Here is a 23,267-nt window from a genome sequence, read left to right as displayed (position 1 = left end):
TAAATCTAACGTTTTTGATGAAAACACTCCTTAAGTTTTTAAAATATCGTGTCCACTTTTTGCTGACGATTTACAAATAATTTGCCAAGAGTACAAAAATCATTGCAAGGATGGCAGGTAATCCTTGTTTAACGATAATGCTTTTTGATGAAGTAGCGCCGCCGTAAACAGCCGCTACAATGATACACCCTAGGAAAAATACCCGTATGTTGAACGACCACGTCGGATCATTGATTAAAAATGACCATACCAATCCTGCCGCTAAAAAACCATTGTATAGTCCCTGATTTGCAGCCAATCCTTTTGTTGGTTTGAATAATTCAGGAGGTAGCGACTTTCCGAAAGCCTTCTTCCCCGCGGTTTCCCATGCAAACATCTCCATCCAGAGAATATATACGTGTTCTATAGCGACAAGTATGGTCAGAATTATAGCAATTATATGTAATATATTTTCAAAGAATTAACACCTCTAATTTATGTTTTTTTTTCCATTCTTCCATCCTTTTTATAATTGGCTTGGTAACGCCGCTATTTGACTAAATTTTATTAAATTTATTTTTTAATAAGAATATTATGCCTTGGAATCCTGAGAAATATAATCAATTTAAAAATATCCGCTATCAACCTTTTTTTGATTTGATGGATATGATTTCCCCTGTTGATATAAGAAATGCCGTGGATATTGGATGCGGTACAGGAGAACAGACTTCTATCTTATCTGAAAAATTTAAAAACACAACTTTTCTGGGTATTGATTCTTCTTCCGAAATGTTATACGAGTCAAACAAGTTTGTACATGATAAATTGCAATTTCAACAATCATCTATAGAAACATTTCTAACGAATGATTCAAAATGGGACTTGATTTTCAGCAACGCTGCTTTGCAGTGGGTAGATCATCACGAAAAGTTATTTAAGAGATTAATTTCCAAGCTGAATGATGGTGGTCAACTGGCCGTGCAAATGCCGGTACAAAGTGAAAACTTCTTAAACCAAATATTATACGATTTGGTGCAGGAAAAACCCTTCTCTGATTTTTTGAATAAGTGGAAAAGAACATCGCCGGTTTTACGCATGGATGACTATGCGCAAATCATGTTTGAGGGAAGGCTAAGCGAAATTCAGATCATCCAGAAGGTTTACCCCATTATAGCAGATGACCCGCAAAAGCTTTTCGATTTTATTTCCGGTTCTGCGTTGATTCCTTACTTAGAATTGATGTCCGAAAACGAACAAGAAATCTTTGTCGCAGCATATAAAAAACGTATAGAAAAAGAATTTCAGAAGTTTCCCGCTATTTATGCCTTCAAACGCATATTGCTCTATGGTAAAATGTCTGTACGTTTTAGCTAGATGTCCAAGCCATATTAAAAAATGTTATATTGATATTCTAAAAGTCAATCCTTATGCAAATCTTTCAAGTTTCGCTGGACATCCCATCAAAAGCCAGAGGCTTTCACCTCATCACCTCCGATGTTGTCCGGTCTTTACCGGAAATAAGCTCTATCAAAACGGGGATTTGTCAGGTTTTTATTCAACACACATCCGCGTCGTTGACGATCAACGAAAATGCCGATCATACTGTGCGTGTGGATTTTGAAACTTTTTTTAATAAATCAGTACCAGAGAATGATCCCGACTATCTCCACGATTACGAAGGATCTGATGATATGCCTGCTCATTTGAAGAGTTCGTTGTTGGGTAGTTCGGTGACGATACCCATTACCGATGGTAAACTCAACTTAGGAACTTGGCAGGGTATTTATCTCTGCGAGCACCGCGACCATGGTGGGAGTAGGCATCTGATCGTTACAGCGTGGGGATTATAAGAGTGTTACAGTTATAAACTATTGAAAATAATGTATATGTATTTACCTTTAAGATTATTTTTGTGTGGATTGCTTATGTTATCTGCCTTTAGGGGAATAGCGCAAGAAAGCCAGTCTCCCCATATTATCTTGATCTTGTCGGATGATTTGGGAATTGGGGATATCAGTTGTTATTATGGAAAATACAAAACGCCTAATATCGATAAGCTTGCTGCCGAAGGTGGAAGACTTACGAATTATTATAGTGCATCTCCGGTATGTTCGCCATCGCGAGCGGGTATTCTTACAGGAAAATCACCGGCTAAACTACATTTCACAACCTTCTTGAATACGCGCGAAGATAATAGAAGAAAAGAACAAGTGGATTTCTTAAATCCGAATGTGACCACTATTGCTAAATTATTGAAATCTAGGGGATATGCAACGGGACATTTTGGTAAATGGCATTTAGGTGGTGGACGTGATGTTACCGATGCACCTAATTTTGATAGGTATGGGTTTGATGCGTGGTCTGGTACGTATGAAAGCCCTGATCCGGATCCTGCAATAACAGCGACAGATTGGATTTGGAGTGACCAAGATAGCGTGAAACGTTGGAACCGTACAGCGTATTTTGTGGATAAGACATTGTCTTTCTTGAAAGAAAATAAAGACAAACCATGTTACGTCAATCTTTGGACGGATGATGTGCACACACCGTGGGTGGCTGGCGATGATGAAACAGGGCGTTATCCTGGTAAGCCAGGAGAAGAAAAGAGTTTTGAAGCTGTTCTGAAAGAATTTGATAAGCAGCTGGGACGATTAATGGATGGCTTGAAAGCGTTGGGAATGGATCAGAATACACTGGTGATCTTTACGAGTGATAATGGGCCTCTTCCTAATTTTAGGCAAGATAGATCCGCCGGTTTACGTGGTACAAAGTTGTCCCTATATGAGGGAGGGACGAACATGCCTTTTATTGTCCGTTGGCCAGCAAAAATGGAGAAAAATTGGGTAGATAGTTCTTCGATTGTTTCTGCATTAGATATTTTGCCGTCATTATTGGATATGGCGGGAGGTGAGTTGGAAAATGATGAGCAGTTTGACGGTGAAAATCGAGCGGGCGTTTTGCTTGGAGAAGCATCGCCTCGTGAGAAGCCGCTCATTTGGGAATATGGTCGGAACAATTCTTATTTTAACTTCCCAAAGGCTCCAAATCGAAGTCCAGCATTGGCTTATAGAGAAGGATCATGGAAATTCCTGATGAATCCAGATAAAACCAGTATAGAGCTATACGACTTAACGCATGACCGAAGTGAATCCGACAATATTGCCAAACAACATCCTGATTTAGTAAAGAGGTTTAGCGAAACTCTTTTGTCGTGGTGGCAATCGTTACCGATTTTTTCTACATTGGCGGAGTAGGAGTCATGAGGATGGATTAATCTTTTTGGGTAGCCATCACCCGTTTATGTTTTTCGCCCCATTCTTCCATCCCTTTAATGATCGGCCTGAGTTCATAACCGATAGCCGTCAACTCATATTCGACACGGGGAGGAACCTGGGCATAAACAGTTCTTTTTAGAATATGACTGGCTTCCAGTTTGCGCAATTGCAAAGTAAGCATGCGTTCTGTGATGTTGGGTAAGTGTTTTTTTAGTTCGCCGAAACGGAGTTTGCCATTCAATAACCAAGAACAGATAACCAGGGCCCATTGGCCTCCCATAATGTTTGCAGCATATGCTTCCGCACATTCGTCCGCCAATGCCTGTTTATTTGCATAATTGGTAGATGTTTCTTTAATTTGAGACATTACTTACATTTTTTATAGTACCATACAATTCGTTGCTAGGATACAAAAGTAAGTGTATTATCGCTATTTTTGTTTTGTTAATTTTAAAACTTTAGCGAAATGAAAAAATTGATTATCGTTACGCATCCCGATATAGAAAATTCAAAAATTAATAGAAGATGGGTTGACGAATTGGAAAAAGCACCAGAAAAATACACTATCCATCAACTTTACAAGGTATATCCCGACGAGCAGATTAATGTATTAGCGGAGCAAGAGTTACTAAAACAATACGATACGATCGTTTTTCAATTTCCGGTTTATTGGCATAGTTGTCCTCCTCTTTTGAAAAAATGGATCGATGAGGTCTTGATTCACGGATGGGCATATGGTAGTAAAAGTGGTTATCAGGTTTCTGGGAAAAAGATAGCTTTGGCAATGTCCGCTGGGGTAGAAGAGTATGAATATGCGGCAGGTGAAAAATACAAGTACACTCTAAAGGAGTTGACCCGCCCGTTTGAACTGACCTGGGAATATGTCCGAGCAGACTATCAGCCCTTTTTTGTCTATTACGGTATGGAGTTTCGTGCAACAGCAGAGCGAATTGAAAAGAGTATGCCGCGTTATATAGATTTCTTGGAGGCATTGTAGGAACAACGCGCCGCATACAAATTAAAAGTAGATATACATTGGCCTGTGCAATAGGAGCAAGCCAATTGGTAAAAACAGTTCACCACATCTTAATAAAAGGCGGCATTATTCAAACAAACTACCGTTTCCTGAAAAGCCAGCCAAATTAACAGCCGGCGAGAGGAAAATGTTTCGGTAAACTACTTTATCTTTCAATCACGATATTATACTTTGTTAGCAACCCGGCGAGTCCGATAATGGAAAATTTAGCTTTCTTTATGCGGTTTGCTTCAGGATCTATCGAATAGTTGTATGCTGTCCTGAAGTCAACCTTTTCCAATACCGTTCCGTCGAACGACGAATTTGCCAGATCGCAGTTTTCAAATACGGAATCAGTCAAATCACATTCTGCGAAATCAGTCTCCCGTAGCTGGGAATTGCTGAAAGCGGTTTTTCTGATTTTTGTTTTGAAAAAAGAGGAGTGGTCCAACAGGCAATCGTCAAACGAGAAAGACAGTCCGAAATCGCTACAAGTATCAAATTTCAGTCCTAACATTTTGCAACCTGTGAATTTTACATGCTGGAACGATGTCGCGTTCAGCGTCACCAGGCTCAAGTTACAGCTTTCAAATGTACAATCTGTAAACCGAAGTCCACTTAGTGTGCTTTCCGAAAAGTTACAACTCTTGAAAATACAATTTTCATATTCTCCTTTGCCTAGTGCGTTGCGGGTAAAGTCCTTTCGCTCAAAGCTTTTATCGCTCATGTATATATCTTGCATCTGTCTGTATTCTTTAAGGTTTTAAAGATAGCCATTTTTTGTAACTGGTATTTTTCTTTCGTAAGAGATATAATACCGCGATCAAGCAAAAAATCCTGAAGCGGGGAGCTTCAGGATTTTAACTAACTAACCAATTATAAACCTAATTATGAACTACAAATATAGCATAACTTTGCGGATTTCGTATATACTTAGTGTAGTTTTAACACATGTTAACAAAAGATCTATTGTGTGCCTGATCAGCGGTCGAATTTTCTTGTTTTCATCCGCTTGAAACGTTGGCAGACCATGATGCTGTTATCCGTCATTGTTTGTCAAGACGATTCCCATGTTTTCAGTTTATAAGCAGCATCCCAAAATTTATATTCCAAACGAGAAGCAGTAATAAACGCCTCTGTCATTTGTTTTCTCGTGGATACTGTAGCGTTTTCAGCAGCTCTATCGCAGATAGCAATGGCATCTTTTACGGCCAAAGCAAAATCTTCTCCACCATAGGTTTGAACCCATTTCTGGTATGGATTATCGGAAGGCCGATGATTCGCTATGATATGATCTCCTACATTTTTATAAATCCAAAAGCAAGGAAGGGTTGCCGCCATGGCAATTTCAGTTACTTCAAATGCTGCCGTACTTTTCAGGAAGTGAATATAATGGTGACAGGCAGGTTGAATGCTTCCTTTGTCGGCTATTCCAAAGTCCACGAAATAAAACTCATGCAGTGCTTTCTCCACTACGATAGCATTTTCTGCAAAACGCATATAAGCTAAGGCATCATTAATGTCCTCGGCTTTGGCTCCGATTAAGGCAAGTGCTCTTCCAAAATGCTCCAGATATAATGCGTCTTGCATCATATAAAACTGAAACTTGTTTTTAGGAAGTGTACCGTTGGATAATTCTTCTATAAAAGGCATTTTGAGAACAGACGAATAAATTTCTTCTATTGATTGCCAGGCTTGTTCAGACCATTTCATTTTTAATAAGTTTTTGAGGGTTGAAAAAGTGATTCAAAGGACCATTTCCCTGTCCGGTTTGCGTATCTGCGCCGGATTGAATGGCGCTAAAAACATACTGCTGTCCGAGCGCAACAGCCTCAAACAAATCTTTACCCTGAGCCATATACGACGCAATAGCGGAGGATAAGGTGCATCCCGAACCGTGTGTATTGTTGGTTTCAATTTTGTTAAATTCGAAGGAATGATAGTTATTTTTTTCATCCAATAAGAGAGAGATAATCATGGCTGTTTTCTGGTGGCCTCCTTTTAGCAGAATATTTTTACAACCCAGTTGCTTCATACTCTTGCCGGCGAGTTCCATATCTTTCACAGTTTCAACCTTTATTTTAGCAATAATAGCTGCTTCGTCCATATTGGGCGTAATAACCGCTGAAAGCGGAAGAAGTTTTTCGATGATTGCGTCAATGGTTTTTTCTTCGATAAGAGGGTGTCCGCTGGTAGCCACCATTACAGGGTCAAAAACCACCGGAATGTCCGGATATTTCTGCAATACAGTTACGATGGTATCAACAAGCTGAGGAGTATGTACCATTCCTATTTTTATGGCATCGGGAATGATGTCTTCCATTATCGTGTCTAATTGTTCCGCTACTGCTTCGATGGGAATCGGAAATATATTTTTAACGCCCTGCGTGTTCTGTACCGGCAGTGCGGTTAACACAGATGTAGCATAACAGCCCAAGGCAGAAATAGTCTTGATATCTGCCTGAATTCCTGCACCGCCACTGCCGTCAAAACCGGCAATTGTTAATACACTTGGATATTTGTACTTTTTCATTTTAAGATTTCATTTTTTAATTCATAAGCCGTTTTCTGTGGATTCGTCGCACCACATATTTCGGAGACCACGGCAATACAATCCGTACCGGCATTCACTACCGATTTTACATTGTGCAGATGAATATTACCTATTGCCACCAACGGTTTATCGGTTAGTCGTCTTATTTCTGCAATACCTTCCAGTCCCCATTCGGTAATAGTATCTGCTTTGGTAGGCGTGCTGAAAACTGGACTGATGCCCAGATAATCAGAAACAGCTGCTTGTTCATTTTCCAGTTGTTCCAGAAACTCGATGGAGTATCCTATATATTTAGTATTATCCCATTGTTTTCTGATTTCAACAGGAGGTAGATCATTGTTTCCTACATGTATTCCCGCCGGATCAACCTTTTTTGCAACTTCAAGATTGTCATTGATGATGAGCGGAATCTGGTATTTATCAGTTATTTCTTTTAATTGGAAGGCCTTGCGGATAAATGTATCCGTTCTATCATTTTTTTCTCGTAATTGGATGATATCTGCTCCGCCTAAAATAGCCTGTTCTGCTACTTCAAGTAAATTCCGGCCCTTACAATCCGATTCGGAGATTACCAGATAAAGTTTGTAGGGGAAAAAGGATTGTCTTTTCATTCTCTTGAAACGTTGAGCTGTTCAGCAAATTCCATTTCTGTTATCGCATATAATTTGTCTATTATATTCATTTGTAGCGTTCCTGGACCAGACGATTGTTTTTCTGAAAGTTCTCCTGCAATTCCGAGTAAAGCCATTGCCGTAACTGTAGCTTCTGTTTTATCTTCCACTAGAGCAACAAAGGCCGCTGTCAATGCTGATGCTGTGCATCCTAGACCAGTAACTTTGGTCATCATAGGATGACCATTTTTTACGAGTAGGGTTTGATTTTTCTGATCCACAATAATATCGGTTTCTCCGGAGATACAAACGACCGAGCCGTATTGATTCACAAGATTACGGGCGGCCTGAACAGCATCCATGCTCGAAGCGGTACTGTCCACTCCTTTGGTTGCAGAGGCGTTAGATTTCGCAATGGCCAAAATTTCGGAAGCATTTCCCCGTATTACCGTGGGACGGTACTGCAATAATTTTTGGAGAATTTGATTTCGGTAAGGAGTTGCTCCCGCACCTACAGGGTCAAGTACCCAAGGTTTACGCAATGCATTGGCTGTTTTGGCAGCAATCAGCATAGCTTCGGACCAATATTCGTCCAATGTACCAATATTGATCAGTAAAACATCTGCGATAGTTGTCATGTCCTTGACTTCGGCTTTAGCGTGGGCCATTACAGGTGATGCGCCTATTGCCAATAAAGCGTTGGCTGTATTGTTCATCACGACATAATTGGTGATGTTATGTACCAAGGGGGACTGTTCTCTTACTGTCTGGATGTGTTTCCAGCATGTTTTTTCCATCAGACTTTATTTTAAGATAAAAAATAGCTTCAGGAAAAACCGAAAACAAAAAAGAGGCGACTTATACTAAAGAAGTCTTTATTGCTTTTCCCTACGTCGGTGTGAGCCGTATCAGGTTCAAAGGGACTCTCTCAACTCTTTTTCAGAATACCCCTAAAGCGTATACAAAGGTACAATATATTATTATATTATTAAAGATAACGTTCATACCTCGATCTGACCATCACGAGCCTCCCTTCCTCAAATACGAGATCCAAGCGTACAACCTGCTTTTCGTCTATAGAGAAATTAAATTGCCAAAGGTCGGATTTCTCCTGTAAGGGATCGTAATCTGTCTCTAGGTTTTTTTCGAACATCCCTATATAATCAAATAGTGAACGGAAACGTTTGTCATTATTTATTTTTATCAGCTTCGCATAAATGTCGGTTATGCGGTCGCCTACCTGCAAGGCGGATGGAGATCCTTGAGGCCACTTCGTCAGCTTTTTACCCTCGCGCTTGTAAATCGATTTAATGTTGTTGCCCTCGAAATAAATCTGTCCACCATTCTTAGAGCTAGGTCGCTGGTCGAAAATCAAAGAGCCATATAATGGGATGCGACCTTCTAAGTTCTCTATATGGTCATTAAGGAATCCTGTGATAGCTAAATATGGCTTTTGCTGTACCCCTTTAGCAAAAAAACGTAAATCAGCATAAACCTTTTCCGTTGGGTCACCTATTTTCACATTGTACATTTCCCCTTCTTGTATACTGTCTAATTTCACTTCGATAGGTTCCGGCGGTTCCACAATTATTTCGGGCTCGGTATTCATTTTACGGCAGGCACCTAGCAAGTAGAGGCATACAAAGAGAATGGTGATGTACTTCATGTTAATTTATAGTATAGTTAAAACTGTACTATAAACGAATTATAGAACCCGAATGCTACACGGTATAGCGGCTATCAAATTTATTGTGGAACTGACAAAGGTTATAAAAATGATTTGTAATCACGTTTACAACGCAGGCTTCAGAAAGCCAGCATACCAGTGTCCGGATGCTTTTACAATCCGCTGTTGTGTAGGAAAGTCGACATATACAAGGCCAAAGCGGGGGATATATCCTTCTGCCCACTCAAAATTATCAAGAAATGTCCATACAAAATAACCTTTAACATTCACGCCCTCTTGTTTAGCGCGTAATACCTGTTGAATTGCATCCTGTAAATATTGCTTTCTTTTCAGGTCATTTATTTGTCCGTTCACCATATCGTCTGGAAAAGCTGCTCCATTTTCGGTTATGATCAGCGGAGGAATGTTGGGGTATGTACTGAATTTTTTTAAGATATGATAAACCGATTCGGGATAAACTTCCCAATTCATTGATGTTGTTTCTACTGCACGTTTTTTAGCGCTGACGATTTCAGCCCGTAAATAGGGTACAAAGTAAGAATGCTTGATGATTTCTCTGGTATAGTTCTGCAAGCCTATAAAATCCATGTTAAATCTAAGATCCTGTTCGTCGTTCTGTTGCATGTATTTTTCAATCCCATTCAGTACTTTGATACCGTCTGTAGGATAGCCTAAGCCCAGCAATGGCTCGATAAACAGTCTGTTGAGCAGCAGATCTGCTTTTTTGGCAGCACGGATGTCTTTTTCTTTGGAAGAAAAAGGCTGTACATGCGAGCATGAAAACGTAGTGCCAACGTTGCTGTCTGTTTGTAACGATTTGATTATCCTTGCTCCATGTGCTTGGGCAAGTGCCGTGTGATGAGCGGCGGCAAGGAATGTATCCAGTCCCTTTTTTCCCGGAGCATGAATTCCGAAAAAATAACCAGCCGCACAAAAGACAGTAGGTTCATTCAGGACGATCCAGTCTTTTACGCGGTCACCAAAATGTTTTACGCAGGTTGCTACATATTCCCCAAACCACTCCTTTACATCCCGGTTTGTCCAGCCACCTTTTCTATCCAGCGCATACGGCATATCCCAGTGATATAGCGTGATCCAGGATTTTATTCCTAGTTCTAGTGAGCGATCGATCAGTTTATTATAGAAATCGACCCCTTGTTGGTTGATCTGGCCGTTTCCTTCAGGAAAGATTCGACTCCAGGCAATGGAAAACCGATGGTTATATATGTTCAGACTTTGCATTAATTCCAGATCCTCTGGATATCGGTGGTAAAAGTCGCAGGCTATATTACCATGTTGCCCTTGTAATATGCGTTTTTTCTTCTGTACGAAAACATCCCAGATAGAAGGACCTTTACCGTCTTTGTTGTGTGCTCCCTCAATTTGATAAGCAGCTGTAGAAACGCCCCAGATAAAATCATCGTCAAAGGCTTCTTTGTTTAGTAGAGCCATCTACTCCTAACCTTTATGAGATCTGAGGGGAGAATAGAAGGATCTAAACTGAGGAATCAGCATTTGGAACATAAAACGTTGAAAGAAGTTGAAGATAGCTCTCATAATATAATCGTTTTGCGTTAAAAACTAACTTAATATGTATAAAGCTACGGTAATGTTATGATTTAGAGGTTAATGTTATATTAAATTTTTACTAATCCCTAGTGATATTTTTGATCATACTAAAATCTGGATTTCTTGCGAAACAATAACCTTGACAGCTATAAAATTGAAGTTACTGTAACGAGATTTTATGAAGTGTTTTTACGATATGTTTTTTTTGATACCAATCGTTATATACAAGTTCGATCTCTTTTGCTTTAAAAGAACCAAAATCAGCATCTCTGTAGTTTTCCAGCCGTTCTACAAACATCTCGGGTGTCTTTATTTGCTCCCGGAATCGAACGGCCGTAATATGCGCGGTCGTTAACCTGTACCTTTGGTCGATCGTCTGCTGTAATGCTGAAACTTTAAAGTTCTCTCTTAACTGATCTCTTAATTGCTCAAGGCCTTCGTTTAAAGGGAATCCTTGGATCATCACTGCCTCGGGAGACGCAGACACACCTTGAAACTGCAGATCCATATCCGTTATATTGCTAGCACTTTCCTCCAAAAGACGGATATATTTTGAGGGATCTATCTGCCCAAGATCAAAATCGTCGTAACACGAAATAATGGATAGTACGGTTACGTGCATATCTGGGAGCGGTTGATAATACTGCTCTTGGTCGATAAGCATCAACTTGTGCTGAAAGCGAGCAATCGCTTCCTGAATGTTATCGTTAGGTCTGATCAAGACCGTTAAACCTCGTCTTTTATCATTTTTATCGTCTATCAGCCGATCAATTGTATTGTTCCCATTTCGGATGTCGTCAATCGATCTTTTATATAGATTATTGTAAAGTTCTGTCAAGTTCATGCAAATCAGTATTCCGTTAGCTAATATACTAAGCCAAAACAAAAAATCTCATGGTGTTTTCAAAAAGATGGGAATGTTGAAGAAGTTTTAATCGACCAACCCCTAAAACCGAAGACGTTTCACCTCAATTTGATACCGTTCACTATAGCCGATCCCAGATAAGTGTTAAGAACTTGGAGAAATGTTTACCACAACTTTATCGTTTAGGCGTCCGGCAGTTTTAGCTAAGTGACCATCCACCCAGATACATAATGCACTTTGATTTCCTTCTTTCTGCACATCCCAATCTTTATTCCAGATGATATCGATTGTTCTGCCGTGGTACGCAATATTCCCCAAGTAAAAATACGACCAAGTGTTTTCAGGCAGTAGCGGCTGCAAAATAAACTGGTCTTGGTGCAAAGCTTGAAATCCTAGTAGATCCGCTATGATAATATCAGGAAATGTTGAGTGGAAATAATCTTTCTCACCACCGAATGTCCCCTGTTCACTTGGAATGTACCATTCCCCTATATTGGGTTGTTCCCCATGCGTAGCAACTAATTTTTGTACGTAATCGAAAAGCAATTGCCTATCACGCTCTGTAACCTGCGTTTTATAATTTCTCAGATAGTTGGCATACGCCTTATACACGACCGAATTTTGAAACGGCCAACCACGCCCGTTCCAGGCATAAGCCTGCTCGTTATAATAGGGATGCTGCTGTTCGGCAGTTGTCATACCTCCTGTATTGTAAAAGCCTTTTTCGGAGGCGAACATCTGCCAAGCTCCTTCGTATTTTCCATTATCCGAAAATGGGATCATATTGAAATACCAAGGCGTATAACCCACTGATTCGCGAACGCGTGATTCAAAGTCCCGTGCACCAAATTTATTGTCCCCGGCGGTATAACTATAGAAAAACTGATCTTCTTCATTCCACAGCACGTCAAGAACTTTTCTTTGAATTTCCTCTGCTTTTATTTTATATTTCATTGCCTGTTTTTTGGTATCCAAGTCAGCAAAACTACTATTCGCTAAAGTGTATAGGTTAGATAACGAACGTAGATTGGCATAGGCATAAGCGTTTAGGGTAGGCCTTACCATGTAGAAATCAGGATACCCCCTCCGATAAGCCTTAGGATACTGTTTGGCATGCGTAGATTGAGTGGCATTATCGGTCGTTTCCCAGCCTAAATAATAGTTACGCCAATTGTCATCGGTATAAAGACTATAAGCACCATCACTTTCTATAAGTCCAAGTACCGTAGATAGACTAAATTCCATACCGTCGTTAAGATCAAGAAATTTATACATACCGGCTGTTTTTGCCTGTGGGTGTCTTACCGTAAACAGGGTATCCCAGACCTGTTGGTGCGTAGCCAAGTGAGGCAGGATGCCATGCAGCCAGTCATTGTCGGGATGGACTTTGAGAAAAGCCTCTATACCATCGACCATCCAACTAGAGAAATGGTGACTTTCTGGACGCGACGTATAGGTCAGGAAGTTCGCATTTTCCCGCTGATTTAGGCGCGAGGCTGATCCGCACATATAATAATCTGTGTAAGATTTTAAAAATTCCGGATTCCGAAGCCAGCGCACGTCGTAAAACTGATGCCCGGCGGGGCAGGGGATGGCACCACTGAGCGTAGCCCAAGGTTTATCGCCGAAGAACTCTGTAAATACCCAGTACGTCTGTTTATCATGGGGATCAGCATATGCTTTGAGATGTTTGGAAATCATCCACCAGCGGTAATTGTATACTTTTGTGATACTGCTGTCCGAACACAAAAACAGTGGGATATTATCGCGGAGAAACACTTTGTTATTCTGCTTGTTGATATGTCCATCAGAAGCAGGCCGATCAACATAACTATTAAACTCATCCACCTGCAAATCCAGCGTGCTGATTGCTAAAGTTTTATAACCTGTTAAGTCTGCATATGTTGATTTTCTAGCTGTCGAACAGGCAGACAGGTATAATACGAAGAGTAGTACAAAATAAGTTTTTATCCGTCTTGGTGCCTTAAAGGTTTTGCTCATGATGTATTCTTATAATTATAATCATAAGTTCCTTATTTTTTCGGTTGCCTTACTTGCGATTGCTCCCAGTAAGGCAATATACTGCGACGATGTTTCCGATACTCGTCCGGCATGTTTTCAAAAGATTCCATCACAATTGTAACGGGCTTATCTGCTGTCCAGATCCAATAATTTCCCTTCAAAACAGCATCGGATGAGCGAATGTTCCAGTCTGGAATATTTATCATTGAAAATTCGCCGGTAGCCGAAGCTTCAAAAGAAATTCCAGCATCAGCAAGTACCTTAGGGTCGGTGTAACGTCCTTTTAAAGTAGCATTCAATTGCTGGTCATTCTTGCTTAAAACAATATCTTCAATGATCAAATTCTCGGCGGTTTTCTTTCCGACATTCGTATGAAATTCGACTATTTGCTGTAATTCATGAGCTACTGTAAGGCTGTCGTCTGTTGTCATGATAATCGAAAAAAGGTCTTCCAGATGGACTTCCAAGGTTTTCTCGACCGGATTAATTGTAATGTTTGTTTTCTGTGCGACAATGCTCGTGTTATCCATGCCGATAATTGAAGCAAGTGCAAAAAAGTATATACTTATAGGATCCATATGAATGAAATGATTTAGGATACGGACTATCCAATAGAATGTAAGGATATCGATTTTTTTCCTTCATTCCAAGTTTTTTTGAAAAGAACAGGCTCTTTATATAGCGTTTACAGCTTCTTTTTGAGCTTGAATGATTTTCAAAACTTCTTCAATTCCGGATCGTTCTCTTTAAGTTTCCGTTTTTAAGTCATATAAAAAATCAAAGCCTGCAGATGCAGACTCCCGGATTTCGCGGTAACTGTGGTGAAAAAATCGGTAAACAAAAAATCCTGAAGCGGGGAGCCTCAGGACTTTTAACTAACTAACCAATTATAAACCTAAATTATGAAAAGTACTATTACATAGTCAACCTCCAGATCACAGTATGTTTTTTGACAGACCAGTTGCGAGCGAGCTTATCTATGAAGACATGAAATGCGTCTTTTTGCCAACAAGAAGAATCTTCCTGCCTTTTTGGGTGGTTTTTCCCTATCTATCTTTGTCGTCGTCAACAATTAATATACATATGAATTTAAAAAGATGTTTTAATGCCCTTTTAGGCTTAGGCGTTGTAGTGAGCTTTATTTCATGCCAGAGCAAGGGTACGCCCAACGAAAACATGACTACACGGGAGGTGTCTGTCCATCAAGTAGACATCGGCGAAGGAATTTCGACAAATACCTATTCGGCATCTATTGAGGGAACGACCAATGTGGAGATCCGCCCGCAGATATCAGGTTATCTGAGTAAGATTTTTGTAGATGAGGGTGCATATGTCAAAGCTGGGCAATCACTTTTTAAAATCGATGATAGCCCCTTTTTAGAACAATATAATACCGCGAAGGCAGCTGTAGAAGTGGCCGTGGCGAACTTGAAAAATATAAAAATAGATCTAGACAGAAAAGTAGAGCTCGTAGAAAATAAAATAGTGTCCGACCTTCAAGTGACACAGGCAACCGCTTCCTATGATGCGGCTCACGCCAGCCTTGCGCAAGCGCAAGCGGCTATGAATGCCGCAAAAATCAATCTTGATTTTTGTTTGATAAAGGCACCGGTATCTGGCTTTATAGGCCGTTTGCCGTATCGCTTAGGCAGTCTGGTGAGTCCGTCTACTGCAGAGCCATTGACTTTATTAACCGATATCAATGAGGTCTATGCTTATTTTAGTATGAGTGAGAGTGCCTTTGTAAACTTTCAGGAGCAGAGAAGTGCTAATACAGCTATGGACTCCGTTACCTTAATTCTATCCAACGGGAAAACCTATTATCATAAAGGTGTTATTGATGCCATTGCTGGGCAGTTTGATAAAAATACAGGTTCTATTGCTATCCGTGCAAAATTTAGCAACCCAGAAAGAAAATTACGAGCGGGTAATACAGGGCGAATAGAAATCGCCCAGAAAATAGAAGATGTACTGCTTGTACCTATAAAATCCACACTTGCTATACAAGACAAAATATATGTCTACAAGCTGAGTAACGAGAGCAAAGTAGAACAAGTAGAAGTTGAAGTAGTAGGTAAGACTACCGAAGATTACTATGTCCGCAGTGGCGTCCAAAAAGGAGAAACTGTCCTGAACGGTGGTCTGGGTTTCTTTAGGCCGGGCATGGTAGTAAATGCCAAACAACAGTAATCTCTCGTATTGCTGAAATAAAAAGTCATATTTTATTAGATAATTATGCTGAAAAAAATAATAAAACGGCCGGTATTGGCGACCGTTATATCTATCTTATTGGTTATTCTGGGCGTTGTTTCGATGACGTCACTACCAATTACAAAGTTTCCGGAAATTGCTCCGCCTACGGTAACCGTTATGGCTACCTACCCCGGTGCGAGCGCTGAAGTTATTGCAAAAGCGGTGGCTCCACCATTAGAAAACGCCATAAATGGTGTAGAAAACATGGATTACCTAACATCCACGTCTAGCAACGATGGTAGTCTGATGATCAATGTTATTTTCAAATTAGGGACCGATCCGGATCAGGCAGCCGTTAACGTACAGAACAGGGTATCACAAGCGACGAGCATGTTGCCTCCAGAGGTAAACCAAATAGGTGTCTCGACCATGAAGCGGCAAAACAGTATAGTCGCCATGGTGACATTATATGCGGAAGACTCCACAACGGATGAATTGTTTTTGGAAAATTATGCCAAGATTAATATCGTTCCCGAGTTGAAACGTATAACAGGTGTTGGGGACGCACAGGTATTTGGTAACAAAGACTATTCGATGCGTGTTTGGTTAGATCCCCAAAAAATGAGCGCTTATGATATAACGCCCTTAGAAATAACAGCAGCTATACAGTCGCAGAACAAAGATGCTGCTCCAGGGAAGTTTGGAGAGAGCTCTAAAGAAGCGATTGAGTATACAATTCGCTACGAAGGTAAATACACAGAACCCGAACAATATGAGAATATTATTTTAAGAGCAAATAGTGGAGGGTCTTCGCTGTTGTTAAAAGATGTTGCCCGGATCGAGTTTGGTTCTTATACAAATACCGTGACCACGAGTTACGACGACAAACCTGCTGTGATGGTTGCGTTGTTTCAAACAGCAGGCTCTAACGCGAATGCTGTAGAAATAGCAATGAACCAACGACTGGAAGAATTAGCGGCTTCTTTTCCTCCGGGTATGAAGTACACCGTTCCGTATAGTTCAAAAGAATCGTTAGATCAATCCATCGAGCAGGTAATAATGACGTTATTGGAGGCATTCGTACTCGTATTTATTGTGGTGTTCATCTTCCTGCAGGATTTTCGATCTACATTGATTCCGGCCATTGCTGTACCGGTCTCTATCATCGGAACTTTCTTTTTTATGCAGTTATTTGGTTTCTCTATTAACTTGCTAACATTATTTGCACTCGTTCTGGCCATTGGTATCGTAGTGGATGATGCTATTGTCGTCGTAGAGGCGGTACACGCGAAGATGGAGAAAAAGAAATTGAATGCCCGGGCGGCGACTATGTCTGCCATGAGTGAAATTACGGGGGCCATTATATCCATCACGTTGGTGATGTCTGCTGTGTTCCTTCCGGTGGCTTTTATGGACGGGCCTACGGGGGTTTTCTATCAGCAATTTGCACTCACGCTGGCGATGGCGATCTTGATTTCTGCTGTCAATGCCTTAACACTAAGTCCCGCACTTTGTGCGATTTTGTTAAAACAACATGATCATCATGAAGAAAAGAAAACAACATTCAAAGAACGCTTTTTTGCCGGGTTTAACGCAGGGTTTGATAAACTAACGAATCGTTATGCTAAATCCATTATCTTCCTGGTCAAGCGTAAAACAGTTGCTTTTGCCGGACTAGCACTATTCATCGGTTTATTTGTGTACGCCTTTAGTTCGACGCCTACCGGCTTTATCCCCGATGAAGATCAGAGTTTTTTAATGGTCATTGCAAACGATCCTCCAGGATCTTCATTAAACCGCACTAGTCAAAATCTGAAAAAAGCAGAAGATATGTTGGAAGTTCATCCGGCAATTGAAAGTATCATCAATATCTCGGGTTTAAATATGATGAGTTTCAGTACTTCGTCATCTGCCGGAGCATTGATGCTGCGTTTGAAGCCCCTCCATGAACGCGGAGAGGTACAGGATATCAATCAGTTGATCGGGCAGTTTCAGGGTATGCTGGCCTCCCGAGATGAAACAAGCTTTTTAGTCGCCGGAATGCCCACTGTTCCCGGTTTTGGTAATACCTCTGGTTTAGAGGTGGTTATACAAGATAGAGGAGCGGGTACGTTGGAAGCTTTTAGTAACGTCTCCAACAATTTTATCGGAAGTTTGATGGGACGCCCCGAGATTGCCTTTGCATTTACGACATTCAATGCGTCTTTCCCGCAATATGAACTAAAAGTAGATGAATCATTGGCCAAACAGCTTAACTTGGATGTTAGTGATGTATTAGATGCTATGCAGGCCTATTATGGTAGTATGCAGGCTTCTGATTTCAACCGTTTCGGCAAATACTACCGGGTAGTATTGCAGTCGGAACCCGTATTCCGTGCTGATCCGAAGTCTATTGAGACGATTAGTCTGAAAAATAAACTGGGGCAGATGGTTCCTATAAAAAGCGTGGTAACCTTAAAACCTGTTTCCGGTCCGGAAAATGTGGAACACTTTAACCTGTTCAATGCTATAAATCTGACGGTTATGCCGGCGCCGGGTTTCAGTTCCGGGCAAGCCATGGAGGCTATAGAGGAGATGAGTAAATCTTCTTTGCCCCAAGGCTATTCCATCGATTGGAAAGGTATGAGTAGAGAAGAGCGGGCGGCATCCGGTCAGACCATCATGATATTTGGACTGTGTATCATCTTTGTATATTTTCTGCTGGCTGCACAGTACGAGAGCTATATCCTTCCATTTGCAGTGCTACTAGCTGTTCCTGTAGGGCTTCTAGGTGTATTTTGGGGTATATCCATCGCAGACCTTTCCAGCAATATTTATGTACAGGTAGCATTGGTGATGTTAATTGGTCTGTTGGCAAAAAATGCGATCCTGATTGTCGAGTTTGCTTTGCAGCGACGCAGGAGTGGCAAGCCTTTGGCGGCAGCAGCTATTGAAGGTGCCAAAGCCCGACTTCGTCCGATTTTGATGACATCATTAGCTTTTATTGCGGGGCTGCTTCCTTTGCTTTTCGCCGTCGGTCCATCAGCTATCGGTAATCATTCGATTGGCTATGCAGCCGTTTTCGGTATGCTGCTGGGTACCGTACTTGGTGTATTCTTTACGCCTGTTTTATTTGTCGCCTGTCAATATATACAGGAACGTCTACGCGGAAAAACTATTGATCCAAAAGAATGGGAGTATGAAGAGTCGCAATATGTACATGAATAATAGATTGGTGTTATACAAAAAATCGAGAAGGAATAAACATATGATAAATTTAAGAAATATAGTTTCTTTGGGTTTCCTGTTTGGGCTATGCTTCATGACGGGGTGCCGATCATCTCAACAGCTTGCGAAGCAACAACCTGCAGAGGTGCCGGAAGAGTTTGTTTATAGTCATGGTCAGCTAGACATTGACACCACAGAGGCGCTGGCGACACTTTCATACCACGAGTTTTTTGCTGACGAACAGCTGATCGCATTGATTGATAGTGGGTTAGTTAGAAATAACAATATGCTTGTTGCTATTAAGCAAATCGAGTCGGCACAAGAAACAATGAAGCAGGCTAAATGGGGTAACCTCCCTTTCGTTGATCTTTCTGCTGGAGTAGCGTCTATTACGCGACCATCGGACAACAGTATGAATGGTATTATGGCAAGCCAATTTATGGGGCAGTCCTATATGGAGGATTATTCTTCCAAATTGACCATCTCCTGGGAAGCAGATATATGGGGCAAAATCAAAAGCCAGAAGGCAGCAACACTGGCAGGGTATTTAGAAACTCAGGAAGCGACCAATGCTGTTCGTACGAGCTTGATTGCGGGTATTGCGCAAAGTTACTATAACTTACTCTTGCTAGATCAGCAGAAAGTTATCAGTGAACAAAATTTAGCGATTGTTGACAGCACACTGGAGATAACAAAAGTACAGTTACGTCTGGGAATGACGACGTCGCTGGCGGTACAACAACTTGAAAACAGCCGTGATAACCTATTGAAAGCAATTAGGGTAATCGACGAGAACAGAGGCGTTCAGGAAAATGCGTTAAACGCGTTGGTAGGTGAAATGCCGCAACATTTAACTAAACGTGGGAATATTCGTGATTTACAGCTAAGGGATAATCTGGCAACCGGAGTGCCTGCGGCCTTGTTAAGCCGTCGTCCAGACGTCAAACAGGCGGAATATGCGTTTTTACGTTCGTCATCGGGTGTCAAAGTAGCCCGTGCAAATATGTATCCGGCCTTACGCATAACGGCGGAAGGTGGTTTGAACGCTTTCACTGCAAGTAACTGGTTCAATGTTCCAGGGTCTTTGTTTGGGGTGCTATCGGGTTCGCTTACGCAACCTTTACTCCAAGGACGGCGATTGAAAACAGCATATAACCAGGCTAATATCCAGGCAGAACAAGCAGAATTGCAATTTAAGGAAAGTGTCTTGCAAGCCGTTACGGAGGTCTCTACCATTCTCGAACAGATTTCATCTTTGCAGGACCAGCAGGTCTATAACAATCAACTGGTAAAGCGTAATCAAGAACTGATCGAGCAGGCAAAAATCTTATTTAAGAACGATATGGCTACTTATTTGGAGATTTTAACTGCACAGCAAACAAAATTACAAGCAGAGCTCGATCAGATGCAGGTGAAGAGTCAATTGTTATATGCAGAAGTGGCACTATATAAAGCCTTGGGCGGCGGAGTAATGTAATTGTTTGAATGATGGTTAAGGATACTACTTTTATTCCTATTACGTTGATAGCCGTTAAGGAGTTACTGGGAGAGGTCGGGTTTCACAAAATAAAACTCACCGACATCGTGCAAAGAGCGGGTATCAGTAAAAGTAGACTTTTTGAATATTTCGGCGGAATGTATGGCCTGTTGTCCCTGGTAATTTATAGTGAGCTTTCTTTATGTTATGCTTATATTTATCATAAAACAACAGGAGTACCGATACTGCAGCAGAAAATGGAAATGCTTGTGCATTATCGGGCCGTATTCATAGCATTTAATCCTGTTCTGCGTGCCTATTACCAGTACGAAGATAAACTATCGAAACGTTGCAACGCTTTAAAATCAGCGGTCGGTGAAATGGAAAAGAAGTTTGTCGAAGAGTATATAAATAAAAGTAAATGAGTTCGGAATCATTATCATAGCAAAAATATGGTAGAAGAGATAGCAAAAGTTTATTTTCAGGATGTGTTTCATCCTCAAGTCAAGAAACAAATTTTTGACGGATTATTGGTTTTTCAGTTAGGAAAAGATGACCTGGAGTCAAAGGTGAAAAAAAAGCCGATCCGCACGGATTATTTTGGATTATGTTTAATACGGAAAGGATCCGCCAGATTAATGATGAACTTCAAGGAATACCAAGTGCAGGATAACACTTTACTTTTTTTGTCGCCGATGTTAGCTTTGCAGCTTTTGGACTATAGTGATGATATAGAGATTCTCACTTTATTTACGGGTGGCGACTTTTTCCAGGAAATAGGATTACCACTCTACAAAACATATGCAACAGAAACATTAAGAAATGATTTTTGCAATTTCACTGTGTTGGAAGAGCAGGATGCAATGCGGTTTGAGGCCTATATCAAAAATATAGATCAGAAGAACACGCTTGAAAAATCATCTCTCTTCCAACGCGATATCATAAAAATGACGTTAATGTTGCTGTTTTATGAAATTTCAGATCTTATACATGGAGGTTCGGACTATTCATTCTCTGATAGTGAAGTGAAGAGCAAAATCGTAATGGATTTTTTTGGACTAGCTTCCAGGCAGTTTAAGAAAGAGCGATCCGTTCAATTTTATGCTGATCACCTGTATATTTCCCGAAAGCATCTCAGCAGGGTCGTTAAAGAAATAACCGGTTTTGGACCGAAGGCCATCTTGGATGAGTTTGTTGTCGCTGAAGCAGTGATGTTACTGCATATATCGAACAAGACTATAAAAGACGTCATGTACGAACTAAACTTCTTTGATTCCGGGACATTTAGCAAATTTTTTAAAAGCCGATTTGGTAAATCTCCACAAATTTATCGCTTGGAAATGCGGGCACATGGACAGTAGCATTTGCTGGTCATGGATACTTAATTCCAGATAAGGATTAAATGTGAGTATTAGGTGTTTATAATATAATATGCTGTGTATGGTTAGCAATGAATTATTTGATTTTCTGAAAATACAGGAAGATCGCGGTAGCGATTATAGGCATTCGCAGATTGAAAAACATCCCGAAGTTCATCAGCCATTAAAAGAAACTGCTTATAATTTTGGCAACGTCATTTCACAGTTCGATAAGGATATAGATCAAGATTTTTTAGATCCTTTTTTGCGCATTCAATCTTGCTTAGCGCCAAGGAATGATAGTAGACAGAGATTATCACAACCTTATTTTCTAATTACGGTCTGTAAAGACTCGATATGGGAAGAATCGGCAGGATATTATGTTCAAATATATGCCGATAGGTGCTATTTGGGAGGAGGAATCCACCTGCCCGGAAAAAACGCCCTTCGAAAAATAAGGTCGGAAATTTTAGCATCAGCCGGTCAGTGGCTACAGATTGTCAGCGGTTCAGACTTCGAACAATTATTTACAAAAGGGTTATGTACATCAAGGAGATTAAAAAAAATGCCATTAGGTTATAGTCAACGAGGGAAGGTAGCTTCCTATATAAAAATGAGCGATTTTTTTACGAACGAAGAATTTCCCAAAGAGGTGTTTCTGAACGCTCTGAATAATAATAAAATAGCAGGATTTCTTCAGGCAACTAAACCCTTGGTAGATTTTTTAAATAGAGGTTTGGAGCAAACGATATCCCAAAGAGCAAAATTGGATCTGTTGAGCATTATCGGATTTTAGGTATGATTTGGCGTCAGACAGAAATTTCCATTATTTCCTTCAGAACAACGATCTTTTGTTTTTCCTTAAATTTAAAATAGGAAGCGATCATAGCTTTTGCCAGTCGGTTTGTTGATATCGGTTCATAGCCCTTGAACAAACCGATGGCATTAAGTGCTTTTAAGAACTTGATCATGGCTTTTTCTCCCCTTCGGTTAGAATCAGGTCTTTCGATACCCCCCGGATGCAGAATCACCAATTGGATGAAATCCAGTTTTTTGATATTTTCTTCCAAGGTGCCCTTCATTTTGTTATAAAAGAAAGAAGACTTGGCATTGGCTCCGAAAGCCGATAGCAGCATAAAACTTTCCACGCCATTCGCTTTGGCAATAGATGCAAATTCCAATTGATAATCGTGATCTACCCGCCACTGTGCATTTTTACCACCTGCATCTTTCAAGGTGGTACCAAGGCAAGAGAAGGCAACATCTCCTTGAATGTGCGCTTTGTAATCGCTGAGTTTTTCAAAATCGAGAATGATCTCGGTCAATTTAGCGTGCTGACTAAAAAAAGGCCTGCGAACTAACACGGTTACGGTATCAAACCGATGGTCTTCCAAAAGTTGTGCTATCAGTTCCTTTCCCGTGGCTCCGGTACCTCCAATTACGATTGCTTTCATG

23 protein-coding genes and 1 riboswitch are annotated in these 23,267 nt (G+C 40.7%); of the genes, 10 read left to right on the top strand and 13 right to left on the bottom strand.

Going from position 1 to position 23,267, the window contains the following annotated elements; all coding sequences use genetic code 11:
- Window positions 1-70 precede the first annotated feature (70 nt).
- Entirely contained in the window at window positions 71-406 is a 336-nt protein-coding gene (locus tag FXV77_RS20480; protein ID WP_262713633.1) for a DUF1304 domain-containing protein, read from the bottom strand.
- 167 nt (window positions 407-573) lie between these two features.
- Here FXV77_RS20480 and FXV77_RS20475 point away from each other — a divergent pair, with 167 nt between their 5' ends.
- Genes FXV77_RS20475 through FXV77_RS20465 form a run of 3 tightly spaced genes read left to right on the top strand, consistent with a single transcriptional unit; the run spans window position 574 to window position 3,233 of the window.
- Window positions 574-1,353, top strand: coding sequence for a methyltransferase domain-containing protein (locus FXV77_RS20475; protein ID WP_148921108.1), 780 nt, complete (start codon window positions 574-576; stop codon window positions 1,351-1,353).
- Window positions 1,354-1,406: 53 nt separating this feature from the next.
- The gene (locus FXV77_RS20470) at window positions 1,407-1,829 is read left to right on the top strand and encodes a secondary thiamine-phosphate synthase enzyme YjbQ (RefSeq protein WP_148921107.1); all 423 of its coding nucleotides are present in this window, start codon (window positions 1,407-1,409) and stop codon (window positions 1,827-1,829) included.
- Between the two features lie 36 nt (window positions 1,830-1,865).
- Window positions 1,866-3,233 carry a sulfatase-like hydrolase/transferase gene (locus tag FXV77_RS20465; protein WP_222867840.1) on the top strand — a complete coding sequence of 456 codons (1,368 nt, stop codon included), beginning with the start codon at window positions 1,866-1,868 and terminating at the stop codon, window positions 3,231-3,233.
- Between the two features lie 16 nt (window positions 3,234-3,249).
- Here the strand turns inward: FXV77_RS20465 and FXV77_RS20460 are convergent, their stop codons facing one another.
- Window positions 3,250-3,621: a winged helix-turn-helix transcriptional regulator gene (locus FXV77_RS20460; protein ID WP_148921105.1), complete on the bottom strand. Its 372-nt coding sequence runs from the start codon at window positions 3,619-3,621 to the stop codon at window positions 3,250-3,252.
- Between the two features lie 99 nt (window positions 3,622-3,720).
- On the opposite strand from FXV77_RS20460, the gene FXV77_RS20455 reads away from it, so the two are divergent.
- Entirely contained in the window at window positions 3,721-4,251 is a 531-nt protein-coding gene (locus FXV77_RS20455) for an NAD(P)H-dependent oxidoreductase (protein ID WP_148921104.1), read from the top strand.
- Between the two features lie 184 nt (window positions 4,252-4,435).
- Here the strand turns inward: FXV77_RS20455 and FXV77_RS20450 are convergent, their stop codons facing one another.
- The 10 genes from FXV77_RS20450 to FXV77_RS20405 form a co-directional block, all read right to left on the bottom strand.
- Window positions 4,436-5,011, bottom strand: a complete 576-nt coding sequence (locus FXV77_RS20450; RefSeq protein WP_148921103.1) for a pentapeptide repeat-containing protein — start codon at window positions 5,009-5,011, stop codon at window positions 4,436-4,438.
- A 314-nt stretch (window positions 5,012-5,325) separates the two neighbouring features.
- The gene (gene tenA / locus FXV77_RS20445; protein WP_148921102.1) at window positions 5,326-5,982 is read right to left on the bottom strand and encodes a thiaminase II; all 657 of its coding nucleotides are present in this window, start codon (window positions 5,980-5,982) and stop codon (window positions 5,326-5,328) included.
- The gene (gene thiD, locus FXV77_RS20440; protein WP_148921101.1) at window positions 5,969-6,802 is read right to left on the bottom strand and encodes a bifunctional hydroxymethylpyrimidine kinase/phosphomethylpyrimidine kinase; all 834 of its coding nucleotides are present in this window, start codon (window positions 6,800-6,802) and stop codon (window positions 5,969-5,971) included. Before thiD ends, tenA begins: the two co-directional genes overlap by 14 nt.
- Complete coding sequence (thiE, locus tag FXV77_RS20435) at window positions 6,799-7,434, bottom strand: thiamine phosphate synthase (RefSeq protein WP_148921100.1); 636 nt, start codon at window positions 7,432-7,434, stop codon at window positions 6,799-6,801. The genes thiD and thiE overlap by 4 nt, the downstream gene beginning before the upstream one ends.
- A complete protein-coding gene (thiM, locus tag FXV77_RS20430; RefSeq protein ID WP_148921099.1) occupies window positions 7,431-8,231 on the bottom strand; it encodes a hydroxyethylthiazole kinase in 801 nt (266 codons plus the stop codon). Before thiM ends, thiE begins: the two co-directional genes overlap by 4 nt.
- A gap of 71 nt (window positions 8,232-8,302) precedes the next feature.
- A riboswitch (TPP riboswitch) is annotated at window positions 8,303-8,396 on the bottom strand.
- 26 nt (window positions 8,397-8,422) lie between these two features.
- Complete coding sequence (locus FXV77_RS20425) at window positions 8,423-9,100, bottom strand: hypothetical protein (RefSeq protein ID WP_148921098.1); 678 nt, start codon at window positions 9,098-9,100, stop codon at window positions 8,423-8,425.
- A 126-nt stretch (window positions 9,101-9,226) separates the two neighbouring features.
- Window positions 9,227-10,573, bottom strand: a complete 1,347-nt coding sequence (locus FXV77_RS20420; RefSeq protein WP_148921097.1) for a GH1 family beta-glucosidase — start codon at window positions 10,571-10,573, stop codon at window positions 9,227-9,229.
- 277 nt (window positions 10,574-10,850) lie between these two features.
- Entirely contained in the window at window positions 10,851-11,534 is a 684-nt protein-coding gene (locus FXV77_RS20415; RefSeq protein WP_148921096.1) for a 2'-5' RNA ligase family protein, read from the bottom strand.
- A 165-nt stretch (window positions 11,535-11,699) separates the two neighbouring features.
- Window positions 11,700-13,556, bottom strand: coding sequence for an MGH1-like glycoside hydrolase domain-containing protein (locus FXV77_RS20410; RefSeq protein WP_148921095.1), 1,857 nt, complete (start codon window positions 13,554-13,556; stop codon window positions 11,700-11,702).
- Between the two features lie 32 nt (window positions 13,557-13,588).
- Window positions 13,589-14,155, bottom strand: coding sequence for a hypothetical protein (locus FXV77_RS20405; RefSeq protein WP_148921094.1), 567 nt, complete (start codon window positions 14,153-14,155; stop codon window positions 13,589-13,591).
- A gap of 505 nt (window positions 14,156-14,660) precedes the next feature.
- On the opposite strand from FXV77_RS20405, the gene FXV77_RS20400 reads away from it, so the two are divergent.
- The 6 genes from FXV77_RS20400 (at window position 14,661) to FXV77_RS20375 (ending at window position 22,608) form a co-directional block, all read left to right on the top strand.
- Complete coding sequence (locus tag FXV77_RS20400) at window positions 14,661-15,767, top strand: efflux RND transporter periplasmic adaptor subunit (RefSeq protein ID WP_187444200.1); 1,107 nt, start codon at window positions 14,661-14,663, stop codon at window positions 15,765-15,767.
- A 45-nt stretch (window positions 15,768-15,812) separates the two neighbouring features.
- A complete protein-coding gene (locus FXV77_RS20395) occupies window positions 15,813-18,977 on the top strand; it encodes an efflux RND transporter permease subunit (RefSeq protein WP_148921092.1) in 3,165 nt (1,054 codons plus the stop codon).
- A 40-nt stretch (window positions 18,978-19,017) separates the two neighbouring features.
- Window positions 19,018-20,454 carry an efflux transporter outer membrane subunit gene (locus tag FXV77_RS20390; protein ID WP_148921091.1) on the top strand — a complete coding sequence of 479 codons (1,437 nt, stop codon included), beginning with the start codon at window positions 19,018-19,020 and terminating at the stop codon, window positions 20,452-20,454.
- An 8-nt stretch (window positions 20,455-20,462) separates the two neighbouring features.
- A complete protein-coding gene (locus FXV77_RS20385; RefSeq protein WP_148921090.1) occupies window positions 20,463-20,879 on the top strand; it encodes a TetR/AcrR family transcriptional regulator in 417 nt (138 codons plus the stop codon).
- A gap of 27 nt (window positions 20,880-20,906) precedes the next feature.
- A complete protein-coding gene (locus FXV77_RS20380; protein WP_148921089.1) occupies window positions 20,907-21,815 on the top strand; it encodes a helix-turn-helix domain-containing protein in 909 nt (302 codons plus the stop codon).
- 79 nt (window positions 21,816-21,894) lie between these two features.
- The gene (locus FXV77_RS20375; protein ID WP_187444199.1) at window positions 21,895-22,608 is read left to right on the top strand and encodes a DUF2461 family protein; all 714 of its coding nucleotides are present in this window, start codon (window positions 21,895-21,897) and stop codon (window positions 22,606-22,608) included.
- A gap of 13 nt (window positions 22,609-22,621) precedes the next feature.
- Here FXV77_RS20375 and FXV77_RS20370 read toward each other — a convergent pair whose 3' ends face one another.
- A complete protein-coding gene (locus FXV77_RS20370; protein WP_148921087.1) occupies window positions 22,622-23,266 on the bottom strand; it encodes an NAD(P)H-binding protein in 645 nt (214 codons plus the stop codon).
- Window position 23,267 lies beyond the last annotated feature (1 nt).

The organism is Sphingobacterium phlebotomi (genome assembly GCF_008180195.1).
GTDB lineage: Bacteria > Bacteroidota > Bacteroidia > Sphingobacteriales > Sphingobacteriaceae > Sphingobacterium > Sphingobacterium phlebotomi.
This window is presented reverse-complemented; position numbering and strand designations above follow the sequence as displayed.